At 71.1% G+C, this 14509-nt stretch carries 14 protein-coding genes; 6 read left to right on the top strand and 8 right to left on the bottom strand.

Translation table 11 applies throughout. The features are described from left to right. Window positions 1–133: 133 nt before the first annotated feature. Complete coding sequence (locus ACFUO4_RS22465; protein ID WP_079310378.1) at window positions 134–775, bottom strand: DUF6758 family protein; 642 nt, start codon at window positions 773–775, stop codon at window positions 134–136. A 170-nt stretch (window positions 776–945) separates the two neighbouring features. Here ACFUO4_RS22465 and ACFUO4_RS22460 point away from each other — a divergent pair, with 170 nt between their 5' ends. Then, window positions 946–2169, top strand: a complete 1224-nt coding sequence (locus ACFUO4_RS22460) for an MFS transporter (protein WP_383487380.1) — start codon at window positions 946–948, stop codon at window positions 2167–2169. Between the two features lie 41 nt (window positions 2170–2210). Here the strand turns inward: ACFUO4_RS22460 and ACFUO4_RS22455 are convergent, their stop codons facing one another. After that, window positions 2211–2795 (bottom strand): suppressor of fused domain protein, encoded by a 585-nt coding sequence (locus tag ACFUO4_RS22455; RefSeq protein WP_079310376.1) that lies wholly within the window; start codon window positions 2793–2795, stop codon window positions 2211–2213. Between the two features lie 539 nt (window positions 2796–3334). Between ACFUO4_RS22455 and ACFUO4_RS22450 the strand changes: the two genes are divergently transcribed. Next, entirely contained in the window at window positions 3335–4462 is a 1128-nt protein-coding gene (locus ACFUO4_RS22450; protein ID WP_383487378.1) for a magnesium and cobalt transport protein CorA, read from the top strand. A 23-nt stretch (window positions 4463–4485) separates the two neighbouring features. Further along, window positions 4486–4998 carry a hypothetical protein gene (locus ACFUO4_RS22445; RefSeq protein WP_079310373.1) on the top strand — a complete coding sequence of 171 codons (513 nt, stop codon included), beginning with the start codon at window positions 4486–4488 and terminating at the stop codon, window positions 4996–4998. Window positions 4999–5003: 5 nt separating this feature from the next. Here ACFUO4_RS22445 and ACFUO4_RS22440 read toward each other — a convergent pair whose 3' ends face one another. Then, window positions 5004–5762 (bottom strand): hypothetical protein, encoded by a 759-nt coding sequence (locus ACFUO4_RS22440; RefSeq protein WP_383487375.1) that lies wholly within the window; start codon window positions 5760–5762, stop codon window positions 5004–5006. 209 nt (window positions 5763–5971) lie between these two features. On the opposite strand from ACFUO4_RS22440, the gene ACFUO4_RS22435 reads away from it, so the two are divergent. From ACFUO4_RS22435 to ACFUO4_RS22425, 3 genes are read left to right on the top strand one after another with little or no spacing between them, the layout of a single operon-like run. Then, window positions 5972–7264, top strand: coding sequence for a magnesium transporter MgtE N-terminal domain-containing protein (locus tag ACFUO4_RS22435; RefSeq protein WP_079310371.1), 1293 nt, complete (start codon window positions 5972–5974; stop codon window positions 7262–7264). After that, window positions 7254–7838, top strand: coding sequence for a DUF1003 domain-containing protein (locus ACFUO4_RS22430; RefSeq protein ID WP_383487371.1), 585 nt, complete (start codon window positions 7254–7256; stop codon window positions 7836–7838). Before ACFUO4_RS22435 ends, ACFUO4_RS22430 begins: the two co-directional genes overlap by 11 nt. A 41-nt stretch (window positions 7839–7879) precedes the next feature. Next, complete coding sequence (locus ACFUO4_RS22425) at window positions 7880–9013, top strand: Mrp/NBP35 family ATP-binding protein (RefSeq protein ID WP_079310369.1); 1134 nt, start codon at window positions 7880–7882, stop codon at window positions 9011–9013. A 65-nt stretch (window positions 9014–9078) separates the two neighbouring features. Here the strand turns inward: ACFUO4_RS22425 and ACFUO4_RS22420 are convergent, their stop codons facing one another. From ACFUO4_RS22420 to sigE, 5 genes are all read right to left on the bottom strand, one after another. Next, the gene (locus ACFUO4_RS22420) at window positions 9079–9735 is read right to left on the bottom strand and encodes a hypothetical protein (protein WP_383487368.1); all 657 of its coding nucleotides are present in this window, start codon (window positions 9733–9735) and stop codon (window positions 9079–9081) included. A gap of 247 nt (window positions 9736–9982) precedes the next feature. Next, window positions 9983–10411: a sec-independent translocase gene (locus ACFUO4_RS22415; RefSeq protein WP_079310367.1), complete on the bottom strand. Its 429-nt coding sequence runs from the start codon at window positions 10409–10411 to the stop codon at window positions 9983–9985. 156 nt (window positions 10412–10567) lie between these two features. Beyond that, entirely contained in the window at window positions 10568–12466 is a 1899-nt protein-coding gene (locus ACFUO4_RS22410; protein WP_383487363.1) for a trypsin-like peptidase domain-containing protein, read from the bottom strand. Window positions 12467–12624: 158 nt separating this feature from the next. Next, window positions 12625–13599 carry an anti-sigma factor family protein gene (locus tag ACFUO4_RS22405; RefSeq protein ID WP_383487360.1) on the bottom strand — a complete coding sequence of 325 codons (975 nt, stop codon included), beginning with the start codon at window positions 13597–13599 and terminating at the stop codon, window positions 12625–12627. Beyond that, window positions 13596–14294 carry an RNA polymerase sigma factor SigE gene (gene sigE, locus ACFUO4_RS22400; RefSeq protein WP_079310366.1) on the bottom strand — a complete coding sequence of 233 codons (699 nt, stop codon included), beginning with the start codon at window positions 14292–14294 and terminating at the stop codon, window positions 13596–13598. The genes ACFUO4_RS22405 and sigE overlap by 4 nt, the downstream gene beginning before the upstream one ends. Between the last annotated feature and the right edge of the window lie 215 nt (window positions 14295–14509).

The following is a 14509-nucleotide window of genomic DNA, read 5'->3' as shown; positions in this document are numbered from 1 at the left end:
TGAGGCCCGATGTCACACCCGAACCCTGTGAGTGACCTTTACATAGGCGCACCTCAGGGGCGCGGGGAACTGCGCGACCAGCCCCGACGAACCCGCAGCCGCCCCTCAAGCACTCCCGGTACCTCAGTGGGTGCTACGGCTTGAGCAAGCGCGGCGACAACGCCCCGCAGGGAACCAGCTCCACCTCGGCCCCCGCGTCCCGCAGATCCGTCAGCACCAGTTCGTCGTACATCAGCAACCCCGACTGCTCGGGCCACACGACCGCCCACAGCCACAGCCCGAGCGCCTCGCCCGCGAACACGGCCCGGTCGTCCGGCGTACCGGAGACATGCCACAGCGGGGTCGGCCGGCCGGCCGCGAGCACCTTGGCCTGGGCCGGCTTCTCGACACTCATGTACGGCCCCGGGTCCGGCCCGTCGATGCCCGCGTAGCGCGCGCCGAGGCCGACGCCGAGCTCCTCGGCGACGAGGATCAGCTCGCCGAAACCGCCGAGCGGTCCGGGCCCCGAGCAGGCCACAGCCGTCGCACGTCCGCCACTGCGGTCGTCACCGGCACTGCCGACGCCCGTGAAGAGCCAGCCGACCGGCAGCGGCCACGGCATCCACACCGGCACCTGCGTGCGATGCACCACGACGCCGAGGGCCTCGACGCTGGGCGGGAGCACGGGCTGCAGCGGGTGCACGGTCCCGTGCACGTCGCACTGCCACGAATCGGCGAAGAGTCCGGGAGCCCTGACCCGGCCACCACACTTCGGGCAACTGGGTTCGCCCCTCATAGGGCCCCACGGTCCTACCCCTGCCCCGTCACGTCAAGGACGATCACCCGTCCGGACGGAATGGTTCACCGGACGCAGGTAGATGTAGCTTGCATTAATTAGCCGCCCTAACTTACTATGTGCATATAGCAACCATCTCGACAGCCGTTCCCACCGGAAAGAGAGAAACCATGGACGCCCTCGACGCGGGAGCGAGCAGCCTCCTGCGACAGCCCAAGGCGGTCTGGGCCACGGCCGGCGCCTCCGTCGTCGCCTTCATGGGCATCGGGCTCGTCGACCCGATCCTGCCGTCCATCGCCCAGGGCCTCGACGCCACCGCCGGCCAGGTCTCGCTGCTCTTCACCTCGTACTTCCTGATCACCGCGTTCGCGATGCTGGTCACCGGCTGGGTCTCCAGCCGGATCGGCGGCCGCAGGACGCTGCTGCTCGGCCTCGCGTTCGTGGTCGTCTTCGCGGGTCTCGCCGGGACATCGGGCTCGGTCGCCGAACTCGTCGGGTTCCGGGCGGGCTGGGGGCTCGGCAACGCCCTGTTCGTCTCGACGGCGCTCGCGGTGATCGTCGGCGCGGCGGCCGGAGGAAGCGCCGCGGCGATCCTGCTGTACGAGTCCGCGCTCGGCCTCGGCATGGCCTGCGGCCCGCTGCTGGGCGCGCTGCTCGGGGACGCCAGCTGGCGCTACCCGTTCTTCGGCACGGCCTTCCTGATGGCGGTCGGCTTCCTGTGCATCGCGGTGTTCCTGAAGGAGCAGCCCCGGCCGGCCGCGAAGACCTCGCTGCTCGACCCGCTCAAGGCGCTCGGCCACGGGGGCCTCGCCTCCGCCGCCGCCTCGGCGTTCTTCTACAACTACACGTTCTTCACCGTGCTGGCCTTCACCCCGTTCGTGCTGGACATGACGCCGTACAAGTCGGGTGCCGTGTTCTTCGCCTGGGGTGTGCTGCTCGCCGTCTTCTCGGTGATCGTGGCCCCGCGGCTGCAGGCGCGGTTCGGTTCGCTGAAGGTGCTCGGCGGCTCGCTGGTGCTGCTCGCGGCGGACGTGCTGGTCCTCGGCTACGGCAGTCACACCACCGCGGTCGTCTGCACGATCCTGTCCGGTGCGTTCATCGGCGTGAACAACACCGTCTACACCGAGTTGGCCCTGGGCGTGTCGGACGCCCCGCGTCCGGTCGCCAGCGCCGGCTACAACTTCGTGCGCTGGTTCGCGGCCGCCGCGGCGCCCTACTTCGCACCGCGGATCGAGGAGTGGACCGACCTCCACATCCCGTTCGTGGTGGCGGCGGTCACCGCGCTCGTGGGCGCCGCCGTGGTCGTCGTACGGCGGAACGCGCTGACTCATGAGGCGGAAGAGCTGGAGTCGAAGCACGCCACAGAGGACGGTGTGGCGGTCTTCGTCAACTGACGCTTTCCGGCCACCACTTGGTGAGCTTCCTCACGCGCGGCTCACTCCAGCGGGACGGACTTCCGGGACGGGTCCCTGAGGTCCGTCCCGTTCGTCAGCCAGCGCTCCTGGAGGGCCTGGGCGCCGTGCACGCGCTTCCAGGCGGCCTCGTTCGGGGTCATCGGCAGCAGGGGCAGGAACTGGACCGGGTCCATGGGCTCGTCCAGCTCCAGGTCCTCGACCAGGCCGCCCGGCTCGGCCACCAGGACCGAGGTGAAGGGGGCGCCGGGCCACAGCGGTCCACCCACGTCGAGGGACGCACCGGGGGCCACGATCACCCCCTCCACCTGCGGCGACGCGGCGAGGACGGCGAGCGCGCGGAGCACCTTGTCGGTGTCGGCGAGGCCCGCGCGGACCGACAGGAACAGCTCGGCGCGGGGGCCCTTGACCGGGTCGGCGAGCATCGCGGTGGGGTCGCCCATCGGTGCCGCGGACATGCCGAGCGTGGCGTAGCGGACGATGTCGCCCTCGTGGAAGCGGAGCACCTCGATGCGGTCCGTGCCCAGGAAGGTGACCGCCGCGCGGGCGTCCGGCTCGCCCAGCGCGGTACGCAACCGGGCCTCGACCAGAGGAAGAACATCAGCCATGCCGCGAGCATAGAACTCGTCAGTACCGGGCAAAGCAGCGCCTTGACACTTCAGGCGGCTGATACTCTTGCCCGGTCGTTCGGGGCAGCACGCAGATGGGGGTACCACCCAGGCCGTTCAGGCACTGGGGGAGTCGCGATCGAGTCCCGACGCCATGAAAATCCCCCACGGGGGAACTCCCCTACGGGGAATGGACGTCCCTTACGAGGGACCGGCCGGAGGAGGTGGGGCTGTCATGGATCGAAGTCACCCGTGCAGTACCACTCGCTCTTCCGCCCGCTGATGTAGCTGATCCGGATTCCGGCTGACCGCCGCCTCTCTTTCACGCTCGCGTCTTCATCGGAAGAGCACTTCGTCTCGATCTGCCTGATCTGTCTGATTCGAATCAGCATCTGTATCAGCAACGAAGCCTGCCCCCGCAATGGTGCGGTGCTCCCCGCTTTGTGGACGTGCCAAACATCCGCAGTCAGGACGTCCTCATTCCGGGCAGTTCCACCCGTTGAAGCGGCCTTTCGTTGCCTGTCGCGAAGGAGCCTGCCATGTCGATGATCCGCGACCTGCGCGCCGTCGTCCGCCCGTCCCGTCCCTCGCTCCGCAAGGGCGTGCGCATGGACAGCGGGGCGTACGACACCACCCGCGACCCCGGCACCCCCTCGGCCGTCGTCGACTGCGCCGTCTACCGCGACGGCGCCCGCGTCGAGACACCCCTGCCGCTGACGCCGCACGAGGCGATGCGTCAGGTGCGCCGCGACGGCGGCTTCGTCTGGATCGGTCTGCACGAGCCGACCCAGGCCGAATTCGCGGGTATCGCGAGCGAGTTCGGGCTGCACCCGCTGGCCGTCGAGGACGCCGTCCAGGCGCACCAGCGGCCGAAGCTGGAGCGCTACGACGACTCCTTGTTCACCGTCTTCAAGACCATCCACTACGTCGAACACGACCGCCTCACCGCCAACAGCGAGGTCGTCGAGACCGGCGAGGTCATGTGCTTCACCGGACGGGACTTCTTCATCACCGTCCGGCACGGCGGCCAGGGCTCGCTCCGGGCGCTGCGCCACCGCCTCCAGGACGACCCGGAGCTGCTCGCCAAGGGCCCCTCGGCGGTGCTGCACGCGATCGCCGACCATGTCGTCGACGGCTACATCGCGGTCGCCGACGCCGTGCAGGACGACATCGACGAGGTCGAGACGGACGTCTTCTCGCCGGGCCGCAAGGGCTCCCCGCGCGGTTCGGACGCCGGCCGGATCTACCAGCTCAAGCGTGAGGTGCTGGAGTTCAAGCGGGCGGTGTCGCCGCTGCTGCGGCCCATGCAGCTGCTGAGCGAGCGGCCGATGCGGCTGATCGACCCCGACATCCAGAAGTACTTCCGGGACGTCGCCGACCACCTCGCCCGCGTGCAGGAGCAGGTCATCGGCTTCGACGAGCTCCTCAACTCGATCCTCCAGGCCAACCTCGCGCAGGCGTCCGTCGCGCAGAACGAGGACATGCGGAAGATCACCTCGTGGGCGGCCATCATCGCCGTACCGACGATGGTGTGCGGCGTGTACGGCATGAACTTCGACTACATGCCCGAGACGCACTGGAAGTACGGCTACCCCGTGATCATGATGATCACCGGCGTGATCTGCCTCGGCATCCACCGCACCCTGAAGCGCAACGGCTGGCTCTGAGGGCGCCTGGATAGGCTGCCCCCATGACTAGCGAGCTGCTCGACCAGGCCCTCGTCGAGGAGGCCACGAAGAAGTCCGGCCTCATCTGGGTCAGGGGTCCCGAGGGCCCCGCCCGGGCGCTGTGGCACGTGTGGCACGAGGGTGCCGCGTGCCTGGTCGGCGACGGGCCGGGCGAGCAGCCGCTGCCGGGGCTGACGGACGGCGGTGCGGCCGAGGTCACGGTCCGCAGCAAGGACAAGGGCGGGCGGCTGGTCTCCTGGACGGCGAAGGTCGTGGAGCTGCCGTCGGGTTCGCAGGCCTGGGAGGCGGCCGTCGCCGAACTCAAGGGCAAGCGGCTCAACGCGCCCGACGGGGAGGCGATGCCGGAGCGCTGGGCGCGGGAGTGCCGGGTGCTGCGCCTGGAACCGACCGGGGCGACCGCGCCGCTGCCCGACGGCGACCTGGCCGGGCCGCCGGTGCCGACGTCCGCGACGACCCGGCAGCCGATCCCGGCGGGTCTGCCGAAGCTGCTGCTGAAGCGGCGCCGCCGGAAGTAACCGGGTCAGGACGTCGGCAGCTGCTTGCCGTAGTCCACCGTCTCGTCCTTCGCCGGCGCCGCCAGCTCGAAGGGCTTGCCCCAGCCGGAGAAGGTCAGTGTGCCGGCGCCGCCCGCGCGTTCCAGGCGGAGCGGGTACGGCTTGCCCTCCAGGGACACGTCCAGCGTGCCGCCGGCGCCGTCGTCGCCCGTGATGCGGATCGTGCGGGTGCCCGACTGCTCGTGGTGGCCGTCGGTCGCGAGGTCGCCGTGGAGCGTCAGCAGGCTCGACAGCAGGACGTCCTTGTCGGTGAAGCCGCTGAACTTCCTGTACGACGGGTCGCCCTGAGGCACCTTCACGAACTTGCCGTCGAGCTTGTCGGCGGCGGCCGTGTCGGAGCCCTTGTCGTCGCCCTCGCCGTCCTCATGGCTCCAGAACCCGGCGTCGGCCTTGAGGAAGAGCTTCTCCCCGATCCGCAGCAGCCTGAAGGTGGCGCCCTCGGCGGTGACCGACCCGGTGCCGCCGTCCGCCTTCAGCTGCATGTCGAGTTTGTAAGTGCGCCCGCTGGTAACCACGGTTCCGGAGAGACGTACCGTGTCCGCGGACTCGGCGGCGGCCTTGGTCTTCGTCTGGATCTGCTCGGCCGGCAGCTTGCCGACCCCGTTGGTGCCCGCGTCGGGGTCGTCACTGCCGCACCCCGTCAGGACCGTGCCCGTCACGACCAGGGCGCACATCGCGCCCCTGAGTCCCGTCCGGCGGGTACGGACCTGGGGAATCGCAGTCACAGGTGGGGCGCCTTTCCGACGAGGGGCCATCAAGCGGCGTACCGCAGGGTACCGGGGCCCGGCGGACCGAGCGGAGCCAGTCCGTCCGCACCGCCCACCAGGGCGCCCCTCATCGGGACGGGCTAGCCTGAAGCCCACTTGACGGACAATTCCCACGGAACACTTCACCGGGGCAGACGGATCACTTCACAGGGAAAGGAGGCACGGCGATGGCAGGGGGCGCCCCCAGGATCTTCGTCTCGCACCTCTCCGGCGTCGCCGTGTTCGACCCCAACGGCGACCAGGTCGGCCGGGTGCGCGACCTCGTCGTCATGCTGCGCGTGGGCCGCAGGCCGCCGCGCGTGCTCGGCCTGGTCGTGGAACTGTCCACGCGGCGCCGCATCTTCCTGCCCATGACCCGGGTGACCAGCATCGAGTCCGGCCAGGTCATCACCACCGGCGTGCTCAACGTCCGCCGTTTCGAGCAGCGGCCCACCGAGCGCCTGGTCTTCGGCGAGCTCCTCGACCGGCGCGTCACCCTCGTCGAGACGGGCGAGGAGGTGACCGTCCTGGACGTGTCCGTGCAGCAGCTGCCGGCCCGCCGGGACTGGGAGATCGACAAGGTGTTCGTCCGCAAGGGCGGCAAGGGCGGCGCGTTCCGGCGCAAGGGCGAGTCGCTGACCGTCGAGTGGTCCGCGGTCACCGGCTTCTCCCTGGAGGAGCACGGGCAGGGCGCCGAGAGCCTGCTGGCCACCTTCGAGCAGCTGCGCCCCGCCGACCTCGCCAACGTCCTGCACCACCTCTCCCCCAAGCGGCGCGCCGAGGTCGCCGCCGCCCTCGACGACGACCGGCTGGCCGACGTGCTCGAAGAGCTGCCGGAGGACGACCAGATCGAGATCCTCGGCAAGCTCAAGGAGGAGCGGGCGGCCGACGTGCTGGAGGCCATGGACCCGGACGACGCGGCCGACCTGCTCGGCGAGCTGCCGACGGAGGACCAGGAGCGGCTGCTGAGCCTGATGCAGCCCGCCGACGCGGCCGACATGCGGCGCCTGATGTCGTACGAGGAGCACACCGCGGGCGGTCTGATGACGACCGAGCCGATCGTGCTGCGGCCCGACGCCACCGTCGCCGACGCCCTCGCGCGCGTGCGCAACCCCGACCTCTCCCCCGCGCTCGCCGCCCAGGTCTACGTCTGCCGTCCGCCCGACGAGACGCCGACCGGCAAGTACCTGGGCACCGTCCACTTCCAGCGGCTGCTGCGGGACCCGCCGTACACGCTGGTCAGCGCGATTATCGACGACGACCTCCAGCCCCTGGACCCGGACGCGGCGCTGCCGGTCGTCGCCGGGTTCTTCGCGACGTACGACATGGTCGCGGCGCCCGTGGTGGACGAGGCGGGGTCGCTGCTGGGGGCGGTCACCGTGGACGACGTACTGGACCACATGCTCCCCGAGGACTGGCGGGAGACGGAGTTCCATCTCGACGAGGCCGAAGAGGGCGGGGTGGCCGCTCATGGCTCCTGAGCGCGACAGCGCCCGCGAGCGCACCCCCAGCGGCGCCACCGCCACCACCCGCCCGCGCACCCGGCTGGACCAGCCCCGGCCGCCGCGGCGGCGGCTGCTGCCCGAGTGGGACCCGGAGGCCTTCGGGCGGCTGTCGGAGCGCATCGCGCGCTTCCTCGGCACGGGCCGGTTCATCGTCTGGATGACGGTCGTCATCATCGCGTGGGTGCTGTGGAACGTGTTCGCCCCCGGCGACCTGCGCTTCGACAACTACCCCTTCATCTTCCTCACCCTGATGCTGTCGCTACAGGCTTCCTATGCGGCGCCTCTCATCCTGCTCGCGCAGAACCGTCAGGACGACCGCGACCGCGTCAACCTCGAACAGGACCGCAAGCAGAACGAGCGGTCCATCGCCGACACCGAGTACCTGACCCGGGAGATCGCCGCCCTGCGCATCGGCCTCGGCGAGGTCGCGACCCGCGACTGGATCCGCTCCGAGCTCCAGGACCTGGTGAAGGAGCTGGAGGAGAGACGGGACGGGCACGGTGTATTCCCGGCAGAACGGTCAGCGGGACGTGACGCAGACGACCGCTAGGGCTGTCCAGGGCCCCGGCGTTCAGCCGTACCATCGTCCTTATGGCTAGCGAAGACGCGGTGCGCGAGGCACTGGCGACGGTGAACGACCCCGAGATCAACCGCCCCATCACGGAACTCGGGATGGTCAAGTCGGTCGACATCGGCGCGGACGGGGCGGTCGCGGTCGCGGTGTACCTGACGGTCTCCGGCTGCCCGATGCGCGAGACGATCACGCAGCGCGTGACGGACGCGGTCGCGGCCGTCGACGGCGTCACGCGCGTCGACGTCACGCTCGACGTGATGAGCGACGAGCAGCGCAAGGAGCTGGCGACGGCCCTGCGCGGCGGCCAGACCGAGCGCGAGGTCCCCTTCGCCAAGCCCGGCTCGCTCACCCGCGTGTACGCGGTCGCCTCCGGCAAGGGCGGCGTCGGCAAGTCCTCGGTGACGGTGAACCTGGCGGCGGCGATGGCGGCCGACGGCCTGAAGGTCGGTGTCGTCGACGCCGACATCTACGGCCACTCCGTACCGCGCATGCTGGGCGCCGACGGGCGTCCCACCCAGGTCGAGAACATGATCATGCCGCCGTCGGCGAACGGCGTGAAGGTCATCTCCATCGGCATGTTCACCCCGGGCAACGCCCCGGTCGTGTGGCGCGGCCCGATGCTGCACCGCGCGCTCCAGCAGTTCCTCGCGGACGTGTACTGGGGCGACCTGGACGTCCTGCTCCTCGACCTCCCGCCGGGCACCGGTGACATCGCGATCTCCGTGGCCCAGCTGGTCCCGAACGCCGAGATCCTGGTCGTGACGACCCCGCAGCAGGCCGCGGCCGAGGTCGCCGAGCGGGCCGGCTCCATCGCCGTCCAGACCCACCAGAAGATCGTCGGCGTGGTCGAGAACATGTCGGGCCTGCCGTGCCCGCACTGCGACGAGATGGTCGACGTGTTCGGCACCGGCGGCGGCCAGACGGTCGCCGACGGCCTGACCCGCACCACGGGGGCCACGGTCCCGGTCCTCGGCGCCATCCCGATCGACGTCCGCCTGCGCGAGGGCGGCGACGAGGGCAAGCCGGTCGTCCTGAGCGACCCGGACTCCCCGGCCGGCAAGGCCCTGCGCGACATCGCGGGCAAGCTCGGCGGCCGCCAGCGCGGCCTGGCGGGCCTGTCCCTGGGCATCACCCCGAGGAACAAGTTCTAGGACCTCGTACGACGATGGGGGCGCCGTCCGCTGCGGACGGCGCCCCCATCGTCGTATCGCCGTGCCTATGCGTACGCGCCGATGTCCTTGATCATGGCGAAGCCGAGCCCGTACGCGCTCATGCCTCTTCCGTACGCTCCCACGTGCACGCCCTCCGGGGTCGAGCCGGCGAGCACCCAGCCGAACTCGGACTCCCGGTAGTGGAAGGGCGTGGGCACGCCGTCCACGGGGAGCGACAGCGTCGACCAGTCGGAGCCGTCGAGGTCGTCGGCCAGCGCCCACGCCGTCTCGGTCTGCTGGTCCAGCCAGTCGTCGCGCAGGGAGTGGTCCATCGAGCCGGGCCAGGTGAAGGACAGCAGCCCCACGCCCGCGAGCCACGCCGCCGAGGAGACCGACGTGGCCTCCATCAGACCCGTGCCGTCGGCGCTCCTGCGGGACGGATTGGCCGCGACGGTGACCACCACCGCGAACTTCTCCTTGTCCTCCGAGGCCTCGTTGCGTACGGAGGGCTCGTCACCGTGCCCGATCGAACCGTGCTCGACGGCACCGTCGGCCGCCGTTCCGACCTGCATCAGCCACCGCGGCCCCGTGAAGGCCTCGTCGAGGCCGTACCACGGGAAGGGCGCCTGCAGGTAGCCGTCGACCGTGCGCCGGGCGGAGGGGACCTGTTGTCCGCCCTCCGTGGCCGGCGCCTGCGCGACTGCCTGACTCGTCGTCTCCATGTGCCCGGACGCCTCCTCGTTCCTCGTCGGACCGGGACACCCCGCCCCCCTTCGGGCGACTCGTCCGGTCCGCACAACAACTCGGCAGCATAGCCACCCCACCGGGACCAGCAGCGAAACCGCCGGGTGCGCGGGGCGTCCGGGGGTCCGGTTCAGGCCGGGCGGGGCCCCGATGACGTATGAAACGCGTCACGCACGACAGAGCCGCACGTCGCTGACGTGCGGCTCCCGTGGGTCGGTACGTCGCTCAGGTGGCGTCCGCGTCGAAGACCGGGCGGTCGTCCTTGCCGTCGTCGTCGGGCTTCTTGGTCATGTCGACCCGGCCGCCGGAGGAACCCGCGGAGGACTCCGAGTCGCGGCCGTGGACCGCGTCCGTGACCTCGGCCATCTCCTTCTTCAGGTCGAAGCCGTTGCGGATCTCCTTGAGCCCCAGTTCGTCGTTGTCCAGCTGCTTGCGGATGAACGTCTTGGGGTTCAGGTCCTCGAACTCGAAGTCCTTGAACTCGGGACCGAGCTCGGAGCGGATGTCCTGCTTGGCGCTCTCCGAGAACTCGCGGATCTTGCGAATGGTCCGCGTGACGTCCTGGATGAGCTTCGGGAGCTTGTCCGGACCGAAGACGAGCACGGCGAGGACAACGAGCGTCACCAGCTCGAGCGGTCCTATGTCATTGAACACCTGAAGCTCCTTGCGATGTCCGGGCCGGGTCCACGGTACCCGGCGATCCGGTACGACCGGTACTGTCCCGAGCCCCCCGAGTGCACGCGCATGAGCGGTTTTGTGGGTTGTTTGCCATGTGGGACGGGGTTTCCGGGCGCCACTATGAGGTTTCTGTCAGTCGCCGTCCGAGGAGCCGAGGACCAGGGAGATGGTCAGCTCCTTGCCGCCGCGCTCCACGGTGAGCTCCAGCCGGTCGCCCGGGCGGTGGGCGCGGGTCTTGACGATGAGTTCCTCGCCGGAGTGGACGCGCTGGCCGTCGACCTCGGTGATGACGTCGCCCGCCTCGATGCCGGCCTTGTCGCCGGGGCCGCCCGCGTTGACCGCGGCGCCGCCGTCGTTGCCCTTGGTGCCGACGCGGGCTCCGTCGCCGGAGTAGTCCATGTCGAGCGTGACGCCGATCACCGGGTGGGTGGCCTTGCCCGTGTTGATCAGTTCCTCGGCGACGCGCTTGGCCTGGTTGACCGGGATGGCGAATCCGAGACCGATGGAGCCGGCCTGGCCGCCGCTCTCGTCGGAGCCGCTGTCGGCGGAGCGGATGGCGGAGTTGATGCCGATCACCCGGGCCCTGGAGTCGAGCAGCGGTCCGCCGGAGTTGCCGGGGTTGATGGGCGCGTCGGTCTGCAACGCGTCGACGTAGGACACGTCGCTGCCGTCGCCGCTCTCACCGCCGGCCGTGATGGGCCGCTCCTTGGCGCTGATGATGCCGGAGGTGACGGTGCCCTCCAGGTCGTAGGGAGCGCCGATGGCGACCACCGGATCGCCGACCTGGACGTTGTCGGAGTTGCCGAGTGTCAGGGGGGTGAGCCCGCTGACGCCGCTGACCTTGACCACGGCGAGGTCGTAGCCGCTGTCCCGGCCGACGACGGTGGCCTTGGCGGTGTCCCCGCTGTGGAAGGTCACCGATATCTCGCCGTCGCCGCCGGCGGGTTCGACGACGTGGTTGTTGGTGAGGATGTGACCCCGGTCGTCGAGCACGAAGCCGGTGCCCGTGCCGGATTCCTCGGAGCCGGTCACATGCAGCGTGACCACGCTGGGCAGCGCCCGCGCGGCGATCCCGGCCACGCTGTCCGGAGCCCGCCCAGCAGGCTCCGCCGCGGCCTGCGGCAGCTCTACGTCCCCCATGCCGCCGTTGCGCTCCAGATACGCCCCCACGGCCCCGCCGACGCCCCCTGACACGAGCGCCAGCAGCACGGCGGCCCCGACGAGCACCTTCCTCGCCCGCTTACGCCGCTGCTCCTTGGAGGGGACGGCGGCGCCGTTCTGCTGGAAGGGGGTCTGGAGGTGGAGCTGGACGGGGGTGGGGGTGGGGGTGGCGGCCCAGGGGTCGTAGTTCTGCCACGGGTTGGCGGGAGGCGGGGTGACAGAGGGGACCGGGGCTGGGGTGGCGCTGTGGTGCGAGGCCGACGCCGACGCCGGGCCCGGAGTGGGGCCGTGGGGCGCGCTCGGCGCGGGGGTGCCGTGCGGCTGGGTGGGCGCCGGGGCCGGGAGGGTGCTGTGGGGTGGGGCAGGGGCGGCGGGCGTGGGCGGCGCGGGCACGGCGGGAGTTCCGTGGGACGGGGTCGTCGCCGGGTGCTGGACCGGTGGGGCGGGGGCCCAGGGGCCGGGTTCGCCGTAGGGCGGGGTGCTGTAGGGGTCGGGGTCGTGCAGGGGCCTCGGGCGCTCGGCCACGGCCGCGGGGGCCGGCGCAGGGTGCGCGTCAGCGGCGGCGGTGTCTGCGGCGTCTGTTGCCGGCACCTCGGTGGGGCGGTCCAGCTCGAAATCGCCGGAGGCGTCGGAGGCGTGGGAGACCACGGAGGCGCCGTCGCTCGGCGGCTCGTGCAGATCCGGCGCGTCCGGTGCTTCCTGCGGTGAGCGCAGCTCGAAGTCCCCTGCGGGGAGACCGCGCTCGGAGTCGTCCACGGGTGCGGCGTCCTGAGGTCGCCTCAACTCGTAGTCACCTTCGGGCGAGGCGGCCGCGTCGCCGCCGCTCCCACGGCTCCACCACTTCGCCTTCGTGGGCTTCCCCTCGTTCATGCTCTCCCCACAGCCGGGGCCCGTCCGGCACGGCGGACCCCACTCACCCACACCTCTCAGGCACAGCGCCTCGGCGACACGGCCTGAGCTGCCGGACAGGACACGGCACGGCTCTTACTGGATTCAACCAGGTTCACCGGCCGACGCGCAGACGCCGGTCAGCCGGTGGGGCCGGAGAAGGTGGAAGGAGAAGAGGTCGCGTCGGGGACGGGTGCGGCGAGAAGGGCGGGCGGGGTGAGGTCCGTGGCGGTGGACCACGAGGTCAGCGTCAGCTGGGGAGTGGTGCTGAGCGGACGTATCAGCGGGGACATGGCGGCCGCGCCGGCCACGACGGGTGTCGTCAGCGTGCGCGAGACCGGCTGGGCCGGTACGCCGGGTGCGAGCGGGGCGGAGGCCTCGGTCGGGGCGGACCCGGTGTCGTCGATCCGGGACTGACCGGCGGCGAGCAGCGGGCCCACCGCACGGCGGCGCTGGCTGTCCGGCGTGGCCGCCCCGGTGCCCTGGGAGCGGGCCGGGGTCACATTGCTGCCGCCCGCGCCACCGCGCGCGTCGGTGTCGGCCGGGACGCCGGTCGTGACACCGCCCAGCGCGATCGCGGCCAGCGACACCGCACCGGCGGCGACGAACGCGAACCGCATGCCGCGCGACGCCGTCCGGTCGGCGTCGTGCCGGCTGACGTCGTGGATGCGGAAGCCGCCGCGGTCCAGGCCGGCCGGGAGGACCGAGCCGTGCTGACGGGCCGGGACGTAGTCGAACTCGAAGCGCTCACCGCGCTTCACGCCGAAGACCCCGGCGGTTCCGGGTCGTTCTGCGAAGCCGTCGGCGAACCCGTCGGGGAACCCTCCCCCGAACGGCGAGCCACCGCCGTCGTCCGTGCCACCTCCCGCGGGCAGCCCCTGCAGGCGCGCCAGGAAGCTCTCGGACGGGGGTGGCGGGGCCGCCTCCGCGAAGACGTTCTTCAGTCGGCGCTGGGCGTCGGCCTCGGCCTTGCACTTGGCGCAGGTGGCCAGGTGGGCGAGGACGCGCTCGCGCGTCTCATGACCGAGCTCGCCGTCCACAAGCGCGGCGAGTCGGTCTCCCAGATGCTGCTCCGCGAGATGCCCTTTGGCGGGGTTGGGCCGTGATCCACTCACGCGGTCGCGCCCCCTCCCCCCAGTGCGGCGACGCGGGGCACGAAGGAGCGGCGCTCCTTGCGGGCCTCCGGAGAGCGGTGCGCGAGGGCCTTGCGCAGCTGGGAACGGCCACGGTGGATACGTGACCGGACGGTGCCGAGCTTGACGCCGAGGGTCGCGGCGATCTCCTCGTACGACAGTCCTTCGATGTCGCACAGGACGACCGCGGCGCGGAACTCGGGCGCCAGGGTGTCGAGGGCCTGCTGGACGTCCGCGTCGAAGTGGGCGTCGTTGAAGACCTGCTGGGGTGAGGGCTCGCGGCTGGGCAGGCGCTCGGCCGCGTCCTCGCCGAGGGCGTCGAAGCGGATGCGCTGCTTGCGGCGCACCATGTCCAGGAAGAGGTTGGTGGTGATGCGGTGCAGCCAGCCCTCGAAGGTGCCGGGCGTGTAGGTCGACAAGGAGCGGAAGACGCGGACGAAGACCTCCTGGGTGAGGTCCTCCGCGTCGTGCTGGTTGCCCGTCAGGCGGTAGGCGAGCCGGTAGACCCGGCCGCTGTGCGTGCTGACGATCTCCTCCCACGTCGGAGGAGTCCACGCCTGCCCGTCCGCGTCGGTGGAGAAGGTCGCGGTCTGGCTGTACTCGTCGTGGCTGGGGTCAGCAGCGGTGTCGTTCACGGATTTCGGCCTACCCGCCGATCCGAGGAAGCGCCGCAGCACTCCTCCGCGATCCACAGGCGCAGCCGCACCTCCCCTGTCGGCTCTGGTGGTGTCCAGTGGAGCCCCTACCATAGCCACCTCGCCCGTTAGCTCCGGATAAGCGGTTTTACGAGAGTTTGATCTGGGCTGATACCGCTCGTACGGCTGCGTCACCGCCCGCTCGGGGCCCTGTCCGAGCCCCTGCTCCTCATCGTGATCCAACTGTGTCCCCCCGG

The organism is Streptomyces sp. NPDC057280 (assembly GCF_042668605.1).
Lineage (GTDB): Bacteria > Actinomycetota > Actinomycetes > Streptomycetales > Streptomycetaceae > Streptomyces.
This window is presented reverse-complemented; position numbering and strand designations above follow the sequence as displayed.

What these genes read in the sequence shown, in the direction of transcription:
- ACFUO4_RS22465 (WP_079310378.1), bottom strand. Translation starts at nt 775, where the DNA reads ATGAGGGGCGAACCCAGTTGCCCGAAGTGTGGTGGCCGGGTCAGGGCT.
- ACFUO4_RS22460 (WP_383487380.1), top strand. Translation starts at nt 946, where the DNA reads ATGGACGCCCTCGACGCGGGAGCGAGCAGCCTCCTGCGACAGCCCAAG.
- ACFUO4_RS22455 (WP_079310376.1), bottom strand. Translation starts at nt 2,795, where the DNA reads ATGGCTGATGTTCTTCCTCTGGTCGAGGCCCGGTTGCGTACCGCGCTG.
- ACFUO4_RS22450 (WP_383487378.1), top strand. Translation starts at nt 3,335, where the DNA reads ATGTCGATGATCCGCGACCTGCGCGCCGTCGTCCGCCCGTCCCGTCCC.
- ACFUO4_RS22445 (WP_079310373.1), top strand. Translation starts at nt 4,486, where the DNA reads ATGACTAGCGAGCTGCTCGACCAGGCCCTCGTCGAGGAGGCCACGAAG.
- ACFUO4_RS22435 (WP_079310371.1), top strand. Translation starts at nt 5,972, where the DNA reads ATGGCAGGGGGCGCCCCCAGGATCTTCGTCTCGCACCTCTCCGGCGTC.
- ACFUO4_RS22430 (WP_383487371.1), top strand. Translation starts at nt 7,254, where the DNA reads ATGGCTCCTGAGCGCGACAGCGCCCGCGAGCGCACCCCCAGCGGCGCC.
- ACFUO4_RS22425 (WP_079310369.1), top strand. Translation starts at nt 7,880, where the DNA reads ATGGCTAGCGAAGACGCGGTGCGCGAGGCACTGGCGACGGTGAACGAC.
- ACFUO4_RS22420 (WP_383487368.1), bottom strand. Translation starts at nt 9,735, where the DNA reads ATGGAGACGACGAGTCAGGCAGTCGCGCAGGCGCCGGCCACGGAGGGC.
- ACFUO4_RS22410 (WP_383487363.1), bottom strand. Translation starts at nt 12,466, where the DNA reads ATGAACGAGGGGAAGCCCACGAAGGCGAAGTGGTGGAGCCGTGGGAGC.